We start from the raw sequence: 16,324 nt of genomic DNA on the forward strand, positions 1-16,324 counted from the left end.
CCCGAACAGCCACCACCCCCACCGTTCACCCGAAACCCCAGTCCCTCCGCCGCCAGGGCGACTTCGCCCGCATCACCCCCCACGTCACCCTGATCGCCGACGCGACGGCCGACCCGTACGCCCTCGACGTGATCGAGCAGACCCTCCGCACCGCGGGCGCCCACGACGTGACGCGCGCGAACCCGTCCGGCGCCGGCACAAGCCCCGCCCCCGGCCTGACGGTCTACGCCGGCACCCCCGCCGACAGCCGCCTCGCGGCGCTCGGCGCCCCGCCCGCCGGCGACCTGCCCGAGGGCGGCTACCGCCTCGCCGTCAGCAGCGGCACCGTCGCCTTACAGGGCGCCGGCGCGGACGGCCTCTTCCACGCCGCCCAGACGCTGCGACAGCTGACGACCACCCGCCGCCAGGACACCGGCTTCGCGCCCGTCACCATCCGCGACTGGCCGGCCGCCCCGGTCCGCGGCATCGCGGAGAGCTTCTACGGCGTCCCGTGGACGCAGGCCCAGCGCCTGGCCCAGCTGGACTTCATGGCGCGGACCAAGCAGAACCGCTTCCTCTACGCCCCGGGCGACGACCCGTACCGCCAGGAGCAGTGGCGCGAGCCCTACCCGGCCGCCCAGCGGGCGGACTTCCGGGCGCTGGCGGCCCGCGCCGCCGCCGACCACGTCACGCTGGCGTGGGCGCTGGCCCCCGGCCAGAACCTGTGCTTCTCGTCGGCCACCGACGAACACGCGCTCCAGCGCAAGCTGGACGCGATGTGGGCGCTGGGCATCCGCGCCTTCCAGTTCCAGTTCCAGGACGTGAGCTACAGCGAGTGGCACTGCTCCGCTGACGCCCGCACCTTCGGCACGGGCGCGCGGGCCGCGGCAAAGGCGCAGGCGAAGGTGACGAACGCGGCGGCGGTGTATCTGGCGAAGCGTTACGGCGGCGGCGCCGAACTGTCGCTGCTGCCGACCGAGTTCTACCAGGACGGCGCCACCGACTACCGCACCGCGCTGGCGAAGGCGCTCGACCCGCGGGTCGCGGTGGCGTGGACAGGTGTCGGGGTGGTGCCCGAGCGGATCACCGGCGCCCAGGTGGCCGCCGCGAATGCCGCACTGCGGCACCCGCTGCTGACCGTGGACAACTACCCGGTCAACGACTTCGCCGCCGACCGGCTCTTCCTCGGCCCCTACACCGGGCGGCAGCCGGCCGTGGCGACGGTGTCCGCCGGGCTGCTGGCGAGCGCGATGCAGCAGCCCGCCGCGTCGCGAATCGCGCTGTTCACCGCCGCGGACTTCGCCTGGAATCCGCGCGGCTACGACCCGCAGGCGTCCTGGCGGGCCGCGATCGACGACCTGGCGGGACCTGACGGGCCGACCAGGGCCGCGCTGCGTGCGCTGGCGGGAAATGAGTCGTCGTCGGCGCTCGGCGGCGAGGAGTCGGCGTATCTGCGCCCGCTGATCGCCGCCTTCCGTGCGGCGCTGCCTGGCGGCGGGCAGCAGCTCGCGGCGGCCGGGAAGCAGCTGCGGGCGGCCTTCACGGTGATGCGCACCGCGCCCGGCCACCTCGACGCTCTGGCGGGCGGTGGCTTCGGCGACGAGGTGCGGCCGTGGCTGGACCGGCTGTCGCTGTACGGCGGCGCGGGTGAGCAGGCGGTGGACCTGCTGTCGGCGCAGGCCCGCGGCGACGGGGCCGCGGCCTGGCGGGCCCGCCAGGCGCTGGACGGCGACCGTACGGCGCTCGCCGACGGCACGGCGACGGTCGGCGGGCCTGTGCTCGACGACTTCCTGACCGGCGCGGTGGACGACGCCGACGCGTGGGCGGGGCTCGGCGGGGACGGCCGTGCGGCGACCACGTCGATGGCGTCGGGCCGCGGCACCGACCCCGCGGCCATGGTCGACGGCAAGGACTCCACCGCCTGGTCGAGCGACGCGCCGCCGAAGCCCGACGACGCCTTCGGCGTGGACCTGGGCACGGCGAAGGAGGTCACCTCGGTACGGGTCGCGATGGGCGACGGCAGCGGCTCCGACGACTTCCTGCACGACGCGGTGCTCGAAGCGGCGGCGGACGACGGCAGCGGCTGGCGGCGTATCGGTGAATACCACGACCGGCCGGTGATCGAGGCGCGGCTCCCCGCCGGCACGAAGATCCGCCGGGTGCGGCTGCGGGCCGCCGAGGGCCAGCCGGGCGCGGTGACCGTACGGGAGTTCGCCGTCGCAGTGAGCGGCGCCGTCGCCATGTCCGCGGCCGGCCCCGACCGGGCGTCGGCGGCGGTGGACGGCGACCTGTCGACACCGGTCGGCAGCGGCCCGCTGACCGTGGACTTCGGCGGCGCCCGGCAGTTGGACACGCTCACCGTCGCCGCCCTGGACGTGGCGTCGGCGGCCCCCGCGGGCCGGCCGCCCTCCGGTGCGCCCGTCCCGGTCGAGGCGCACACCGCGGCCGGCGGCTGGCGGCAGGTCGGCGTGCTGGGCGGCGACTGGACGGAGCTGCACGTCGGAGCGCTGGTGGACGCCGTACGGCTGGCAGACGGGCGCGGGGTGTGCGAGGTGGTGCCGTGGTTCGCCGACGCGCCCCGGGTGACGCTGGACGCGCCCGAGGTGGACGTGGCGGCGGGCGGCCCCGCGGTGAAGGTGACGGCGTCGGTGGCGTCCGGGCTGCCCCGGGACCTGGCGGTGGCGACGTCGGTACCGGCCGTGCAGCCGGGTGCCGCCCCGGTCGCCGTACGGGCACCGGCGGCGCTGCCGCTGCGCCGCGGCGGCACCGTACGGGTGCCGCTGACCGTGTCGGTGCCGGCCGGCACCGCGCCCGGGACCTACACCGTGCCGGTGCGTTTCACGATCGCGGGCCGGACCGTGGAGCGGCCGGTCACGGTCAGGGCGCACCTGCCGACCGGCGGACCCGATCTGGTGCCCGGCGGTACGGCCTCCTCCTCGGGCGACGAGACCGCGGACTTCCCGGCCGCGGCGGTGGCCGACGGCGACCCGGCGACCCGCTGGTCCTCCCCGGTGGACGACGCGGCCTGGGTGCAGGTGCGGCTCGCGGCCCCCGCCCGGGTCGGCGAGGTGGTGCTGCACTGGCAGGACGCCTACGCGGCGCGGTACGAGGTGCAGACCTCGGCCGATGGGGTGACCTGGCACACCGCGGCCACCGTGGCGGACGGCGGCGGCGGGCGCGAGGCGGTGTGGCTGGACGGCGCGGGCGGCACCGCCTACGTCCGGGTGCAGGGGGTGCGCCGGGCGACCGCGTACGGCTACTCGCTCTACGGCATCGAGGCGTACGCGGTCACGGGGTGACCCGCGCCGACGAGCGGGCGGGGCACCCCGAGACGCACGAAGGCCCGGGTCTCAGGCCGATATGCCGTCGATCCGGGCCAGGGCGTCATCCGCGCCGAAAGGTTGCAGATATGGCAGCCAACGCGGGTCCCGGTGGCCGGTCCCGATGATCCGCCAGGCGAGTCCCGAGGGCGGCGCGGGTTGGTGGCGCAGCCGCCAGCCCAGCTCCGCGACATGGCGGTCGGCTTTGACGTGGTTGCAGCGTCTGCAGGCCGCGACCACGTTTTCCCAGGCGTGCTGGCCGCCTCGGCTGCGCGGGATGACATGGTCGACGCTGGTGGCGGCGGCCCCGCAGTAGGCGCACCTGCCGCCGTCCCGGGCGAAGAGCGCCCTGCGGGTCAGCGGAACGGTGCCGCGAAAAGGGACGCGGACGAATTTGGTGAGTTTCACGACACTGGGCGCGGGCAGCGCCTGCGTCTCGCTGTGCAGATAGGCGCCGGATTCCTCGAGGCATACGGCCTTGTTGTTGAGCACGAGGATGAGCGCGCGGCGGAGCGGTACGACGCCGAGCGGCTCGTACGACGCGTTCAGGACCAGGACATGCGGCACGGATGCCTCCTTTAACGCCGGCGGCACGTGGCTCGCGCCGGGACGATCTGTTGTCAGTCTCTCCGGAAGGCGGGGCGCCGCGCCACCATGCCCGGGTAACGGACCGAGCGTGTTTTGGACCACACTGCTGCTCCTCCATCAGGCGCCTCTTCGCTTTTCTCCCCCACCCGGCGGAGTTCCGCCCCTCGAACCGGGCAACGGAACAGCATCGGTCCTTCGTTACTGTGGAGGCTTCGTTCACTCCGGAGGTTTCCGCCCGTGTCCACCGCGACGCCCCCCGCCGACGCACCGCTCGACAGCGTGTCCCACACCGCCTCGCAGGCGGGCAGCTGGGTGGACGACAACTGGGCCGACTGGCTGAACGCCGGACTTCAGATCGTGCTCATCCTGGTGATCGCGATCGTGCTGCGGACCATGGTGCGGCGCACCATCAGCCGGCTGATCGACCGGATGAACCGGGGCGCGGAGGCCGCGGCCGCAACCGCGCTCGGCGGGCTGCTGGTCAACGCGGAGCGGCGCAAGCAGCGCAGCGAGGCGATCGGCTCGGTACTGCGGAGTGTGGCGTCCTTCCTCATCCTGGGCACGGCGGCGCTGACCGTCCTGTCGGTGCTGCGGATCGACCTGGCGCCGCTGCTGGCCAGCGCCGGGGTGGCCGGGGTCGCGATCGGCTTCGGCGCCCGCAACCTGGTGACGGACTTCCTGTCCGGCGTCTTCATGATCCTTGAGGACCAGTACGGCGTCGGCGACGTCATCGACGCGGGCGTGGCCTCGGGCACGGTCGTGGAGGTGGGCCTGCGGGTGACCAAGCTGCGCGGCGACAACGGCGAGATCTGGTACGTGCGCAACGGCGAGGTCAAGCGGATCGGCAATCTGAGCCAGGGCTGGGCGACGGCGGTGGTGGACGTCCAGGTGGGCATCGGCGAGGACATGGACCGGGCGCGTACGGTGATCGTGGAGGCCGCGGACGAGATGGGCAAGGAAGACCCGTGGGACGAGTTCCTGTGGGAGCCGGTGCAGATGCTCGGCCTGGAGTCGGTCGGCTCGGACTTCGTGGTGCTCCAGGTGCAGGCCAGGACGATGCCGGGGAAGGCGGCGCCGGTCGGGCGTGAGCTGCGCTGGCGGATCAAGCGGGCCTTCGACCGGGAGGGCATCGTGATCGCCGGGGGCGGCCCCGCGGCGACGGTGACCGATCCGGCGGCGGAGGCCGCCGAGGGCGCGCCGGTCGCCGACGGCGCCGAGGAGAACGGCCCGCCGCCCGCGCAGCGCTCCGTGTCCGTTCCGCCGCCGGCCGCCGACGAGCACTGAGCCCGGCACGTATCGCCGCTTCCCCGTGGGGGGCCGTCTGCGGACGGCCCCCACGGGTAGATAACGACTTGGCCGCACGGCCTTGTGCACCCCTTGACGGTCCCCTTATGGCGGGCCTACCTTTCGTTTTGCCAATAGGAAAGTTTCCTAACAGTGAACTGAGGGAGGATGGCGCGCATGGCTGGCACACCTGGTACGCCGCGCGTATTGCGCGCCATGAACGACCGCGCCGCGCTCGACCTCCTGCTGGAACACGGCACCCTGTCCCGGACCCGGATCGGCAAGCTCACCGGCTTGTCCAAGCCCACCGCCTCGCAACTGCTGGCCCGTCTTGAGGCGGCCGGGCTGGTGCTGGCCACCGGAACCACCGCGGGCCGCCCCGGGCCGAACGCCCAGCTCTACTCGGTCAACCCGGCCGCCGCCCACGTTGCGGGCCTCGACGTGACCACCGAGCGCATCAGGGCCGCGGTCGCCGACATCACCGGGCGCACCGTCGGCTCCTTCCGGCTGCCCACCCCGCACCGCCGGGCCGGAAGCGCTGTCGAGCAGGTCGTACAGGCCCTGGACGGCGCGGTGAAGGCCGCCGGGCTCAGCCGCTCCGACCTGCACCGCGGGGTCATCGGCACACCTGGCGCGTTCGACCCCAGCACCGGACGGCTGCGCTACGCCAGCCACCTGCCCGGCTGGCACTCTCCCGCGCTGCTCGACGAACTGGCGGCGGCCCTGCCGATGCCGCTGGAGTACGACAACGACGTCAACCTCGCCGCGGTCGCCGAGCAGCGGATCGGCGCGGCCCGCGGCCACGACGACTTCGTCCTGCTGTGGAACGAGGAGGGCATCGGCGCCGCGCTGATGATAGGCGGCCGGCTGCACCGCGGCTGGACCGGCGGCGCCGGCGAGGTCGGCTTCCTGCCGGTACCCGGCACCCCGCTGGTCCGCAACGTCACGAAGACCAACAACGGCGGCTTCCAGGAGCTGGCCGGCTGCAACGCCGTCCTGCGGCACGCGCGGGAACTGGGCCTCGACATCCCCGACGCCCCCCTCCCGGACGCCGCCGCCATAGTGCTGGACAAGGCCGCGGCCTTCCAGCGGGACGGCGGCCAGGACGGCGCCGCCCCCTACGCGGAACTGCTCGCCCGCTGCGCCACCGGCATGGCGGTGGGCCTGGCCTCCGTGGTGGCCGTGCTCGACCCGGAACTGATCGTCCTGGCCGGGAACGTCGGCATCGCGGGCGGCGAACCGCTGCGTGCCCTCATCCAGTCGGAGCTGGCCGAACTGGCCGTGCCCCGGCCCCGGCTGGTGCTCGGCACCGTGGAGATGCACCCCGTCCTGAGCGGTGCGCTGGAAAGCGCGCTCGCCACCACCCGCGACGAGGTGTTCGACACCTCGCGCTGACCGCACCGCCCGCAGACGTCACCCGACCCGTCACCCCGTCACCCCCCGAGCGGACCGCCCAGCGGAACGGCACCCCACCCGCCGTCCCGACGGCACCGCACACCCTCGCCCACCCTCGTAAACCCGGAGGTAAAGAGCAGTGTCCCGTATGACGAAGGCAGCAGCCGCCGTGGCGGCGAGCGCCGCGATAACCCTGCTCGCGAGCGCGTGCACCGGCCAGAGCACCACCTCGGCGAGCGACGACGCCAGCAAGGACGTCACCGTCACCTTCTGGCACGGCTGGTCCGCGCCGAACGAGCTGAAGGCGATCAACGACAACGTCGCCCGATTCGAGAAGGCGCACCCCAACATCCACGTCAAGGTGCAGGGCAACATCACCGACGACAAGATCAACCAGTCGCTGCGGGCCGGCGGCGACAAGGCCCCCGACGTCGTGTCCTCCTTCACCACGGACAACGTCGGCCAGTTCTGCTCCTCCGGCACCTTCGCCGACCTCGCGCCCTTCCTGCAGAAGTCGAACATCGACCCGGCCGCGACCTTCCCCAAGCCGATGCTCGAATACACCCAGTTCGAGGGCAAGCGCTGTTCGCTGCCGCTGCTGGGCGACGCGTACGGGCTGTACTACAACACGAAGGAATTCGCCGCGGCCGGCATCACCGCACCGCCGAAGACGCTCAGCGAGTTCAAGCAGGACGCGGTCAAGCTCACCAAGTCCTCGGGCGGCAGCTACTCGCAGCTCGGCTTCATGCCCGACTTCCACGGCTACGAGTCCACCCCCGGCCACTTCGCGGCCCAGTGGGGCGTGCAGTACTTCGACGGCGCGGGCAAGTCGCAGATCGCCAAGGACCCCGGCTTCGCCAAGATGTTCGACTGGCAGCAGGACATGGTCAAGGCGCTCGGCGGCTTCACCAAGCTGGAGAAGTACCGCTCCGGCTTCGGTGACGAGTTCGGCGCCAAGAACCCGCTGCAGACCGGCCAGGTCGCGATGGGCATCGACGGCGAGTGGCGGCTCGGCATGGCCAAGGACGCCGGGATGAACGACCTCGCCGTGGCGCCCTTCCCGGTGCCCGACGACCAGGCGGGCAGCTACGGCAAGGGCTACACCACCGGAACGATCATCGGCATCGCCAACACCAGCACCAAGAAGAACGCCGCCTGGGAGCTGGTGAAGTTCATGACCACCGACACCGACGCGGTCGTCTCCTTCGCCAACGCGATCCACAATGTGCCGTCCACGCTGGCCGCGCTCAAGTCGCCCGAGCTCGACCAGGACCCGGGCTTCAAGACCTTCATCGACATCGCGCAGAACCCGAACAGCACCACCACCCCGCCGAGCGTCAACGGCGGCGCCTACCAGGTGACGCTGCAGGACTTCGGCTACGCCTACGAGTCGGGCAAGTCCAAGGACCTGACCGCGGGACTGCAGGGCGTCGACACGCAGGTCGACAAGGACATCGCGCAGGCCAAGTGATGAGCGCCACCGTCCACCCCCTGCTGAGGGCCAGGCGCCGCAAGGCGGCGCTGCGCAACCTCGCCTTCCTGTCGCCCTGGATCATCGGCTTCGGCGTCTTCTTCGCCTACCCGCTGCTGTCCACCGTCTACTTCTCGTTCATGCACTACAACGGGGTGAATCCGCCGACCTGGACCGGTACGAAGAACTGGTCCTACGTCTTCAAGGACTACCCGCTGTTCTGGCCGGCACTCCGCAACACGCTGTGGCTGGTGCTGGTGATGGTCACGCTGCGGGTCGTCTTCGGCCTCGGCGTGGGCCTGCTGATAACCAAGATCAAGACCGGCGCCGGCTTCTTCCGCACCGCCTTCTACCTGCCCTATCTGGCTCCGCCGGTCGCGGCGACCATGGCCTTCGTCTTCCTGCTCAACCCGGGCACCGGACCGGTCAACCACATCCTGGGCGACATCGGCATCGCCACGCCCGGCTGGTTCACCGACCCGCACTGGTCCAAGCCCGCGCTGACCATCCTGGCGGTGTGGGGCATCGGCGACCTGATGGTCATCTTCATGGCCGCGCTGCTCGACGTGCCCAAGGAGCAGTACGAGGCCGCCGAACTGGACGGCGCCGGCGCATGGGCGCGGTTCCGGTACGTGACGCTGCCGAACATCTCGCCGATCGTGATGTTCGCGGTGGTCACCGGGGTCATCCAGACCATGCAGTACTACACGCAGCCGCTGGTGGCGGGAAAGGTCGCCTCCGGGATCATCGGCAACTCGGGCCAGCAGTTCGAGCCCGGCTACCCGGACAAGTCGACCCTGACCCTGCCGCAGCTGGTCTACGAACGCGGCTTCCAGCGCTTCGACTACGGCTCCGCGTGCGTCATCGCCCTGGTGCTCTTCGTGCTGGCGATGGCCTTCACCGCACTGCTCATGCGGCGGCGCAACGGCTTCCTGTCGGCGGAGGACTGACCCATGACCCAAGCAACACTGACCGCCCCGGCCGCACCCGCGCCCGGCCGTCACGGCGACCCGCGCGCCCTGCGCACCGCCCGCCGCAAGGCGCGGCTGCACTGGATCGCCGTGCACTCGCTCGGCCTGGCCGCCGCCGCCTTCTTCGTACTGCCGTTCGTCTTCGTCTTCCTCACCGCGGTGATGAGCGACAACCAGGCCCTCACCAGGGATCTGTGGCCGCACACCTGGCAGTGGTCCAACTTCCGCACCGTGTGGGACACCCCGGGCTTCCTCACCTGGTGGCGCAACACCCTGGTCTACGCGGTGTCCGGCACCGTGCTGACCGTGGTGTCCTCGCTGCCGGTGGCGTACGCGCTGGCCAAATTCCGCTTCCGCGGACGTAACCTGATCATGGTGCTGGTCATCTCCACGATGATGCTGCCGCCGCAGGTGGTCATCATCCCGATGTACCTGTTCTGGACCAAGCAGCTCGGTATGGACGGCACCTTGTGGCCGCTGATCATCCCGATGGCCTTCGGCGACGCCTTCACCATCTTCCTGCTGCGCCAGTTCCTGCTGACCATTCCGAAGGAGTACACCGAGGCGGCCCGGGTGGACGGCTGCGGCGAACTGCGCACCCTGGTCACCGTGATCGTCCCGATGATCCGGCCGGCTATCGCCGCGGTCGCGCTCTTCCAGTTCTTCTACTGCTGGAACGACTACTTCGGCCCGCAGATCTATGCCAGTTCCAATCCGGCGGCCTGGACACTGAGTTACGGCCTGGAGTCCTTCAAGGGGGCCCATCACACCAACTGGAACCTGACGATGGCCGCGACCGTCCTCGTGATGGCGCCGGTGATCGTGGTCTTCTTCTTCGCGCAAAAGGCCTTCATCGAAGGCGTGACCCTGACGGGAGTCAAGGGATGAAACTGGCAGTCGTGGGCGGCGGGTCCACGTACACCCCGGAGCTGATCGACGGGTTCGCGCGGCTGCGCGACAGCCTGCCCGTCGAGGAGCTGGCGCTGATCGACCCGGACGCGCACCGGCTCGAACTGGTCGGCGGGCTGGCCCGGCGGATCTTCGCCAAGCAGGGGCACCCCGGCCGGATCGTCACCACCTCCGACCTGGAGGCGGGGGTGGCGGGCGCCGACGCGGTGCTGCTCCAGCTGCGGGTCGGCGGACAGGCCGCGCGCAACGAGGACGAGACCTGGCCGCTGGAATGCGGCTGCATCGGCCAGGAGACCACCGGCGCCGGCGGGCTCGCGAAGGCGATGCGTACGGTGCCGGTGGTGCTGGACATCGCCGAGCGGGTCAGGCGAGCCGCGCCGGACGCCTGGATCATCGACTTCACCAATCCGGTGGGCATCGTCACCCGGGCGCTGCTCCAGGCCGGGCACAAGAGTGTCGGGCTGTGCAATGTGGCCATCGGCTTCCAGCGCCGCTTCGCCGAGAAGCTCGGCGTGGCACCCGAGCAGGTGCACCTGGACCACGTCGGTCTCAACCACCTGACCTGGGAGCGGGGGGTGCGGATCGGCGGGCCCGACGGCGAGGACGTGCTGCCCAGGCTGCTCGCCGAGCACGGCGACGCCATTGCCGCGGACCTGCACCTGCCGCGCCCGGTCCTCGACCGGCTCGGCGTGGTCCCGTCGTACTACCTGCGCTACTACTACGCGCACGACGAGGTGGTGCGCGAGCTGCGGACCAGTCCTTCACGGGCCTCTCAGGTCGCCGCGATGGAGAAGGAACTGCTGGAGATGTACGGCGACCCGGCGCTGGACGAGAAGCCGGCGCTGCTGGCCAAGCGCGGCGGCGCCTTCTACTCGGAGGCGGCGGTGGCGCTCGCCTCGTCCCTGCTGCGGGCGTCGCACATTCCCGCGGCAGGCGACGTACAGGTCGTCAACGCGTACAACAACGGCACCCTGCCCTTCCTGCCGGACGACGCGGTCATCGAGGTGCCCGCCGTGGTCAATGGCGACGGCGCCGAGCCGCTGCCGGTGCCGCCGGTCGAGCCGCTCTACGCCGGGCTGATCGCGAATGTGACGGCCTACGAGGACCTGGCACTCGACGCCGCGCTGCGCGGCGGCAGGGACCGGGTCTTCACCGCGCTGCTCGCCCATCCGCTGATCGGGCAGTACGACCTGGCCGAGCAGCTGACCGACCGTCTCATCGCGCACAACCGGGAGCACTTCGCGTGGGCCTGACCAACCCCCCGGGCCCTCGGCAGGGGAGGCTCCCCCAGCCGCCGCTCGTCCCCGGTGGCGTGCTCGCCATCGACGCGGGCAACAGCAAGACCGACGTGGCGCTCGTCGCCGCCGACGGACGGGTGCTCGGCGCCGCCCGCGGCGGCGGCTTCCAGCCGCCGGTGGTCGGTGTCGGCCCCGCCGTGGCGGCGGTGGCCGAGATCGTCGCACGGGCGGCGGAGGACGCGGGGCTCGACGTGCGGCAGGGTGGCCCCGACGGCGGCAGGCCGCTGGCCGCGTACACCTCGGCGTGTCTGGCCAACGCGGACCTGCCCGTCGAGGAGCAGCGCCTGGAGGTGGCCATCCACGGCCGCGGCTGGGCGCACACCACCCGGGTCGCCAACGACACCTTCGCGATCCTGCGGGCCGGTGTCGACGAGCCGCGGGGCGTGGCGGTGGTGTGCGGCGCGGGCATCAACTGCGTCGGCATGCTGCCGGACGGACGCACCGCCAGATTCCCGGCGATAGGCAAGATCTCCGGGGACTGGGGCGGCGGCTCAGGGCTGGCCGACGAGGCGCTGTGGTACGCCGCCAGGGCCGAGGACGGCCGTGGCGGGCCCACCGCCCTGGCCCGTACGCTGCCGGCGCACTTCGGGCTCGGCTCGATGTACGCGCTGATCGAGGCGCTGCACCTGGAGACGCTGCCGGCCGAGCGGAAGTACGAGCTGACGCCGGTGCTCTTCGCGACCTCGGACGCCGGTGACCCGGTGGCCAGGACGATCCTCGCCCGGCAGGCCGAGGAGATCGCGGCCCTGGCCGTGGTGGCGCTCGGCCGCCTCGAACTGCTCGACGAGGAGGCCGATGTGGTGCTCGGCGGCGGGGTGATGACGGCCCGCAACCCGTACCTGATGGACACCCTGACGGAACGGCTCACCGCCCGCGCGCCCAAGGCGCGGACCAGGGTGGTGACCGCGCCGCCGGTGCTGGGCGCGGCCCTGCTGGGCCTCGACCAGCTGGCCGCGCCGCCGCAGGCGCACGCCAGGCTGCGGGCGCACTACGGCTGAGCGCCCGCCGCCGGCTGCCGCGGCGCCGCCCATTGTGTCGCCGGGCCGTCTGGGACCGGCCGGGACGGCCCGGCGGCGGGCCGGGTAACGCGGTGCGTCACCCGTGTGCCGCCGCCGGGAGCGATCCCCCGCGGCGGCACCGGGAACCGAACCCGTACGTGGTGCGTGTGGTCAGTCGGGGGCGGGTAGTGAGCGGTCACTTCACATGATCGCTGGAGGTATGGCATCGGCTGCGGCCATACTGCTGCCTGACAGGGTGACTTCCGCACAAGCGGCAAGTCGGACTCGGGGGAGGGTATGTGACGCACACGCCGACGGGGAGCGCGGTCCCTGACGTGCGCGGGGGCGCGGGAGTGCCCGCGCCGCGCGGCACCGCGCCCGCACCGCCGTCCGGCCCTCCCGGCCCCGGCAGGCGGCGCGCCTGGTCGGATTCCGCCGCCCGGCTGCGGGGCTCGGCCACCACGGAACCGGGCCGGCTGCGGATCATCGGCGCCACGCTCGCGCTGCTGGTGGTGGCCTTCGGCGCGGTCACCGCGTGGCAGGTCACAGACCGTTCGGCCGCGGCGGACAACGTCGTCAAGCACAGTGCGCCGCTCAGCGCGACCGCCGCCGAGATCTACCGCTCGCTCGCCGACGCCGACGCCACCGTCACCGGCGGCTTCCTGGTCGGCGGCCAGCAGCCGGCGAAGGTCTCCCAGCGCTACGAGAACGACATCACCACCGCCGCCCGGCTGATCGCCGAGGCCGCGGCCAACAGCGAGGGCTCCCCGCAGGCCCGCGCCCAGATAGCCTCGCTCAACCGGCAGCTGCCGCAGTACATCGAGCTGGTCACCTCCGCGCAGAACAACAACCGGCAGGGCCTGCCGGTCGGCGGCGCGTATCTGCGGTACGCCAACAGCCAGATGCGCAAGGACGGCGGTCTGCTGTCGGCGGCCGACCAGCTCTACCAGATCGAGACCGACCGCCTCGGCCACGACTACAGCAACGCCAAGGCGCTGCCGTACGTCTCCTGGGGACTGGGCGTGGTCGCGCTGGGCGCCCTGCTGTGGGCGCAGCGCCGCCACTACCGGCGTACCAACCGGGTGTTCAACCACGGCATGCTCGCGGCCAGCGCCGCGTCCGCGGTGGTGCTGCTGTGGCTGGTGGCCGGCCACACGCTGGCGCGCAACCAGCTCGAACACTCCTACGCGCACGGCGCCCGCTCCATGCAGGTGCTCAACAACGCGCGGATCAGCGTGCTCCAGGCCCGCGGCGACGAGAACCTGACGCTGGTGGCCCGCGGTTCCGGCCAGGACTACGAGGACAAGTTCGGCAACGGCATGGAGCTGCTCGCGGGCAAGGACCCCAAGGGCGTCGGCGGCGAACTGGCGCAGGCGCTGCAATTGGCCGACGACTCGGCGGGCCGCGACCCGGTCGACGCAGCCGTCAAGGGCGTGCAGACCTGGCGGGCCCGGCACACCGCGGAGCGGGCCAGCGACAACAGCGGCGACTACACCACGGCCGTCGCCGCGGTCATCGGCGGCAAGGACAGCAGCGGCAAGACGGTGGACCAGACGACCGGTTCCTGCTTCGACGCGGTCGACAAGAGCCTCCAGCAGGCGGTCGTGCAGGAGCAGAAGGACTTCCAGCACGCCGCGGACAACGGCCGCGACGCCCTGTCGCTGCTGCCGGCCGGCGCGGCGGTGCTCGCGGTGCTGGCCGCGGCGGGCGCGGCGCTGGGCATCGGCCGCCGGCTGTCGGAATACCGGTGACCGGGATGCGCGCGACATCGCGCGGGGGCGCGGCGCGAGCGGGAGGGAGACGGACGGTGAGCGGATACCGGCGTGGCTGGGGCGGAGTCGCGGGCATGGCGGTGGCCTGCGCACTGGCCGTCCTCGGCGCCCTCGTGCCGCTGCGGGACGACCCGGCCTCCGTGGCCGCGGCGGACCCCGGACAGGTGACCAGGGCGCACTACGCGGCCACGCAGGACACCGAGACGTGCAGCCGGCCGGAGCGCAGCCTCAACCCGGCGCTGGGAAGCACCTCGGGCGCCGCGGTGGCCCGGATCAAGGCGCGGGGCAAGCTGCGGGTCGGCGTGGACCAGAACAGCTTCCTGTGGGGCTTCCGCGACCCGGCCACCGGCGACTTCGCCGGTTTCGACATCGACATCGTCAAGGCCGTGGCCAAGGACATCCTGGGCGACGAGAACGCCGTGCAGTACCTGACGGTGCCGACCGTCGACCGGATCAGCGCGATCCAGAAGGGCACGGTCGACATGGTGGTCCGCACGATGACCATCAACTGCGAGCGGATCAAGGACGTCGCGTTCTCCACGGCCTACTTCACCGCCGGACAGCAGATCCTGACCTCGGACAATTCCTCGATCACCGGCTTCAACGACTCCCTCAGGAACAAGACCGTCTGCACCGCGACCGGTTCGACGGGTGACGACAAGCTCAAGGCGGGCGCCCACGGCGCCACGGTGATGCGGGTCGCCAATCAGCTGGACTGCCTGGTGCAGCTGCAACTCGGCCTCGCCGACGCGGTCTTCACCGACAACGCCCTCGGCGCCGGACAGGCCGCCCAGGACCCGACCGTGCACCTGGTGGGCAGGACCGTCACCGAGGAGCCGTACGGTGTGGCCATGAACCTGGCCGACACCGACCTGGTGCGGCGGGTCAACCAGGTACTCAACACCTATCGCGCCGACGGTTCGTGGACGGCGTCGTACAACCACTGGCTGGCGCAGGATCTGCCGGGCATCAAGCCGCCCGCGCCGTTGTACAAATAGGTCCCGGGCAGGTGGGAAGAGAGGGCGTCATGGCGGTCGCTGGACCATCGGGGCCGGTGATGGGACGGGAGGACGTCGACCGTGCCCTGGCGCGGCTCGCCACCGAGCACGAGGCGATCGAGTCCTCGCTGCTCTCGCTCCAGGACCACTCCGGCCGGCGGCTGCTGGAGGGTGCGGAGCTGACCGGCGTCACCAAGGAGCGGTGGGCCGAGACCGACGCGGCGATCACCGCGCTGTGGACGCACTTCGAGGCGTACACCGAGGCCCTGAACTCCGCCCGGGAGCTGCGCTCGCGCCGCCGCTGGCCCACCCAGACCGAGCTGCGGCGGCTGACCGAACTGCTGAGCGGCGACGGCATCAGCGTGACCGGCGCCGCCGTGCCGGACGCCGCCCGCTCGCTGACCGGACCGGCCAGGCTGACGGAACAGCTCAGCCTGGACCGGCTGCTCGCCCGGATGAACGCGTGGTACGACCAGGCGATGGAGACCGTGGCCGCGGCCGACTCCGTATGGTCGGCGCTGCCGGCCCGGATAGACCTGCTGGCCGCCGAGACCCAGCGGGTGCGCTCGCTCGCGCACTCGGTGGGGGTGCGCCCCGGGGCGCACCCCTCGGGCGACGACCTGGAGTCGCTCATCGCGGAGCTGACCGAACTGCGCGCCCAGAGCGTGTCCGACCCGCTGGCCTTCTGGCGGGCCGGACCCGCCCCCGGCCGCCCCGACACCGCGCGCTACGAGCAGGCCGGGCGGCGGCTGGACGACATCCGCCGCGAGGTCGAGGCGGTGCTGCACGTCAGGGACGACGCCGAGCACCGGCTCGGGCGGCTGCGCGACGTGCTGTCCCGCGCGGACCGCACCCTGACCGAGGCGCGCAGCGCCCGGATGGAGGTGCTGTCGAAGATCCTCGCCTCCGACGTGCCCGCCGTCAGCGGCCCGGCGTCCGCGCTGCACGAACAGCTGGCGGCGGCCGAGCAGTTCACCAGGTCCGCGCAATGGCACCGGCTCTCGCCGCTGCTGGACAGCCTGGAGGAGCGCGCCGACGAGGAGCTGCTGCGGGCCAGGGAGTCGCTGACGGCGGTGACCGCGCCGCTGGCGGTGCGGGCCGAGCTGCGCGGCCGGCTGGACGCCTACCGCGCGAAGGTGGCCAGGCTCGGCATGGCCGAGGATCCGCTGCTGATCGAGCGCTACGACCAGGCGCGGCGGCTGCTGTGGAGCGCGCCCTGCGACCTGGCCGCGGCCGAGCGGACCGTGCAGCGCTACCAGCAGGCGGTAACCGAGGCCGGCGCGCAGCGCCCGCCGCAGGACCGGCGGTGATCCGGGGTGGGCGGGGACGTCCCGGCACGTT

Annotated in this window: 12 protein-coding genes; 11 read left to right on the forward strand and 1 reads right to left on the reverse strand. The window is 72.4% G+C overall.

Annotated elements, in window-relative coordinates; all coding sequences use genetic code 11:
- Positions 1 to 3,278 (forward strand): beta-N-acetylglucosaminidase domain-containing protein (locus V7E46_RS01430; RefSeq protein ID WP_333766673.1); only part of this gene is annotated, 3,278 nt, incomplete at its 5' end.
- Between the two features lie 51 nt (positions 3,279 to 3,329).
- On the opposite strand, the gene V7E46_RS01435 is transcribed toward V7E46_RS01430, so the two are convergent.
- Entirely contained in the window at positions 3,330 to 3,866 is a 537-nt protein-coding gene (locus tag V7E46_RS01435; protein WP_329178876.1) for an HNH endonuclease, read from the reverse strand.
- A 300-nt stretch (positions 3,867 to 4,166) separates the two neighbouring features.
- On the opposite strand from V7E46_RS01435, the gene V7E46_RS01440 reads away from it, so the two are divergent.
- From V7E46_RS01440 to V7E46_RS01485, 10 genes are all read left to right on the forward strand, one after another.
- Positions 4,167 to 5,171 (forward strand): mechanosensitive ion channel family protein, encoded by a 1,005-nt coding sequence (locus tag V7E46_RS01440; RefSeq protein ID WP_443053940.1) that lies wholly within the window; start codon positions 4,167 to 4,169, stop codon positions 5,169 to 5,171.
- Between the two features lie 168 nt (positions 5,172 to 5,339).
- Complete coding sequence (locus V7E46_RS01445) at positions 5,340 to 6,566, forward strand: ROK family transcriptional regulator (protein ID WP_333766675.1); 1,227 nt, start codon at positions 5,340 to 5,342, stop codon at positions 6,564 to 6,566.
- Between the two features lie 148 nt (positions 6,567 to 6,714).
- Entirely contained in the window at positions 6,715 to 8,037 is a 1,323-nt protein-coding gene (locus tag V7E46_RS01450; RefSeq protein ID WP_333766677.1) for an extracellular solute-binding protein, read from the forward strand.
- Positions 8,037 to 8,987, forward strand: a complete 951-nt coding sequence (locus tag V7E46_RS01455) for a carbohydrate ABC transporter permease (protein ID WP_329178869.1) — start codon at positions 8,037 to 8,039, stop codon at positions 8,985 to 8,987. The genes V7E46_RS01450 and V7E46_RS01455 overlap by 1 nt, the downstream gene beginning before the upstream one ends.
- A gap of 3 nt (positions 8,988 to 8,990) precedes the next feature.
- A complete protein-coding gene (locus V7E46_RS01460) occupies positions 8,991 to 9,896 on the forward strand; it encodes a carbohydrate ABC transporter permease (RefSeq protein WP_333766678.1) in 906 nt (301 codons plus the stop codon).
- Positions 9,893 to 11,170 (forward strand): 6-phospho-beta-glucosidase, encoded by a 1,278-nt coding sequence (locus tag V7E46_RS01465; protein WP_333766679.1) that lies wholly within the window; start codon positions 9,893 to 9,895, stop codon positions 11,168 to 11,170. Before V7E46_RS01460 ends, V7E46_RS01465 begins: the two co-directional genes overlap by 4 nt.
- 59 nt (positions 11,171 to 11,229) lie before the next feature.
- Positions 11,230 to 12,213, forward strand: a complete 984-nt coding sequence (locus V7E46_RS01470) for an N-acetylglucosamine kinase (RefSeq protein WP_333766680.1) — start codon at positions 11,230 to 11,232, stop codon at positions 12,211 to 12,213.
- A 299-nt stretch (positions 12,214 to 12,512) separates the two neighbouring features.
- A complete protein-coding gene (locus V7E46_RS01475) occupies positions 12,513 to 13,964 on the forward strand; it encodes a hypothetical protein (RefSeq protein WP_333766681.1) in 1,452 nt (483 codons plus the stop codon).
- Positions 13,965 to 14,020: 56 nt separating this feature from the next.
- Positions 14,021 to 14,983, forward strand: coding sequence for a glutamate ABC transporter substrate-binding protein (locus V7E46_RS01480; RefSeq protein ID WP_333766682.1), 963 nt, complete (start codon positions 14,021 to 14,023; stop codon positions 14,981 to 14,983).
- 29 nt (positions 14,984 to 15,012) lie between these two features.
- Positions 15,013 to 16,293 (forward strand): hypothetical protein, encoded by a 1,281-nt coding sequence (locus V7E46_RS01485; protein WP_333766683.1) that lies wholly within the window; start codon positions 15,013 to 15,015, stop codon positions 16,291 to 16,293.
- Positions 16,294 to 16,324: the final 31 nt, after the last annotated feature.

The sequence above is a fragment of the Streptomyces sp. IBSBF 2435 genome, assembly GCF_036815005.1.
GTDB lineage: Bacteria > Actinomycetota > Actinomycetes > Streptomycetales > Streptomycetaceae > Actinacidiphila.

What these genes read in the sequence shown, in the direction of transcription:
- V7E46_RS01445 (WP_333766675.1), top strand. Translation starts at nt 5,340, where the DNA reads ATGGCGCGCATGGCTGGCACACCTGGTACGCCGCGCGTATTGCGCGCC.
- V7E46_RS01450 (WP_333766677.1), top strand. Translation starts at nt 6,715, where the DNA reads ATGACGAAGGCAGCAGCCGCCGTGGCGGCGAGCGCCGCGATAACCCTG.
- V7E46_RS01455 (WP_329178869.1), top strand. Translation starts at nt 8,037, where the DNA reads ATGAGCGCCACCGTCCACCCCCTGCTGAGGGCCAGGCGCCGCAAGGCG.
- V7E46_RS01460 (WP_333766678.1), top strand. Translation starts at nt 8,991, where the DNA reads ATGACCCAAGCAACACTGACCGCCCCGGCCGCACCCGCGCCCGGCCGT.
- V7E46_RS01465 (WP_333766679.1), top strand. Translation starts at nt 9,893, where the DNA reads ATGAAACTGGCAGTCGTGGGCGGCGGGTCCACGTACACCCCGGAGCTG.
- V7E46_RS01485 (WP_333766683.1), top strand. Translation starts at nt 15,013, where the DNA reads ATGGCGGTCGCTGGACCATCGGGGCCGGTGATGGGACGGGAGGACGTC.